Below are 2,363 nucleotides of genomic sequence, written 5' to 3'. Positions count from 1 at the left end.
CGACAAAACCTCCCCTCCCCGTGAACGGGGAGGGGATTAAGGGGAGCCAGTGCGGTCTTGGGGTCTCCCTAAGTGGAGCATCTGGCGTGTGGGGTAAAACGCCTGTGGGATAAGCGTTTTTACTTAAGTTGACACCAATGAGCATTGCTATGCCCTTACAACTGACTACTAACAAAATGTTGATGATCAAATTAGCAACCTAAATAATTGCTTAATCTAGAAATTGCCGTCTTTGTATTAATTTTTGTAAAATTACGTGTAAGTTGTCAGTTACCACGAGTCAATTATTTTTACTAATGACTAATGACAAATGATTAATAACTATTAGGTAATATTGCATGGCACGAAAACTGAGTCGCCTTCCCAAAATCATCCCCAAGTTATATGAAGATGAGTTTTATCACCAACCAGGGACTGTACCTGGAACCATTTTTATTGATGCAGATGCTCCACCACCGATAATTTTCTTGATTGACTATAATGAAACCAATTTCATCCGTGAGCAAATAGCAACTCCAGAAGAATGTATTCCATATCTTGATAGCGAATCTATTTCTTGGGTAGATGTGCAAGGTTTAGGCAGTCAAGATATATTACAACGATTGGGTAACGTTTTTGAGTTACATCCTCTAGTTTTAGAAGATGTAGTCAATGTACCAGAACGCCCTAAAACAGAGGATTATGAAGACCAATTGCTATTCATTGCCCGTATGGTGGTACCACAAGAAAAAACATGTGGTTTTCACAGTGAGCAAGTGAGTTTGATATTAGGGAAAAACTATTTGCTGACAGTACAAGAAGAACCAGAACATGATTGCTTTGAAGCGGTGCGATCGCGAATTCAAAAAAATAAAGGGATCATTCGTAAACAGGGAGCCGATTATTTAGCTTATGCCGTGTTAGATGCTATTATTGATGGCTTTTTCCCAGTACTGGAGCTTTATGGGGAACGAATCCAAGAGTTAGAAGAGGAAGTAATAATTAAACCTACTCCGCAAACACTACAAAATATTTATCAAATTAGACGAGAATTACTGCAATTACGTCGTGCTATCTGGCCCCAACGAGATGCAATTAATTCCTTAATTCGAGATGCTCCCGATTTAATTAGTGAAGAAGTACGAATTTACCTACGAGATTGTTATGACCATACAGTGCAAGTGATCGATATGGTGGAAACTTACCGAGAACTAGCATCTGGATTAATGGATGTGTACCTTTCGGCAATGAGCAATAAAATGAATGAAATAATAAAGGTGCTAACGATAGTTTCATCAATTTTTATTCCACTGACTTTTGTTGCCGGAATATATGGTATGAATTTCAATACTGAAAAATCGCCATATAATATGCCTGAGTTGAATTGGTATTGGGGCTATCCACTTTGCTTGGCAGTGATGGGAGCGATCGCATTTGGTTTGCTATTGTTTTTTTGGCGACGAGGCTGGCTGCAAAATTCTGTAACAATCAAGCGTAATTAAAAATCTTAGATGGATCATAAGTCAAATATACATTCATTAATATCGGGAGTTAATATTTTAAGTTATGAGGAGTAGCGACCAGAATTTAGTAGTTTTAACGATTTATATTATCGGTGTTTCTTATGTTTTTAACCGCATGGTTGAATCCATTGATGATCAAATTAAGTTTGAGTTTAAAAAAGGGATCGTTGACGAACAACTCAAAGAAAACAATCTCGATGATAAAATTGGGATTTCCTTTAAGCTCAAATCCTCATACCCAATTGACGATTTGAAAGATTTAGGAATTAGCATTGAAAATAAATCTGAAAATATTGCTGTATACGTTGACTGGGACAACAGTTCTTTAGTAGTTGAACATAGCAAGCAATCGCGCCGCGTAATTCGGAAATCACCAGACTTAACCCGCGACTTAGCAGTACCCCAAAGTCCTAGCCTGATTGCCCCCAAGAAAACACTTTCTGAAACGGTAACAGCAGAAGATGTATTCGAGCGCGATCAAGTAGCTGGAACCTATTCAGCAAAAAAACCACTAATTGATATCAACGGGCTGCAAAAAGGGCAAAAAGGTTTGTACAACGACTTTATTAACAGAAGAAAGGAATTGGACTTTTCCTTGCAACTGGTGCTACGGATATCTGAGGTGCGTTTAGGTCTAGCCCCAGGTCGTGATTTCCCTCCTATTAGCATTATCAATTGTCCTTTCACAGTCAGGAAACTACCTTGGACTTACGCTTTACCTTGGAATAAAAAAAAGTAATGCCATGTCAACATACTACGTCAACCAAAGATTACACTGGATCTAAGGAGAGAGTAGGCGCAGGCGGTTGCAGATCAGTCATAGTTACTGGTTTGAGGAAAGTCCGGACTCCCGAAAGACCA

General features: G+C 38.8%; 2 protein-coding genes. Both read left to right on the top strand.

Annotated features, from left to right (window positions below; all coding sequences use genetic code 11):
- Nucleotides 1–338: 338 nt before the first annotated feature.
- On the top strand, nt 339–1,481 hold the full coding sequence (corA, locus tag VE944_RS13165) for a magnesium/cobalt transporter CorA (protein ID WP_324977670.1): 1,143 nt from the start codon (nt 339–341) through the stop codon (nt 1,479–1,481).
- A gap of 64 nt (nt 1,482–1,545) precedes the next feature.
- The gene (locus tag VE944_RS13160; RefSeq protein ID WP_324977668.1) at nt 1,546–2,241 is read left to right on the top strand and encodes a hypothetical protein; all 696 of its coding nucleotides are present in this window, start codon (nt 1,546–1,548) and stop codon (nt 2,239–2,241) included.
- Nucleotides 2,242–2,363: the final 122 nt, after the last annotated feature.

It is taken from the genome of Nostoc sp. (genome assembly GCF_035638895.1).
Lineage (GTDB): Bacteria > Cyanobacteriota > Cyanobacteriia > Cyanobacteriales > Nostocaceae > Nostoc.
The sequence above is the reverse complement of the archived record's forward strand: the minus strand, read 5'-3'. Positions and strand labels throughout refer to the sequence as shown.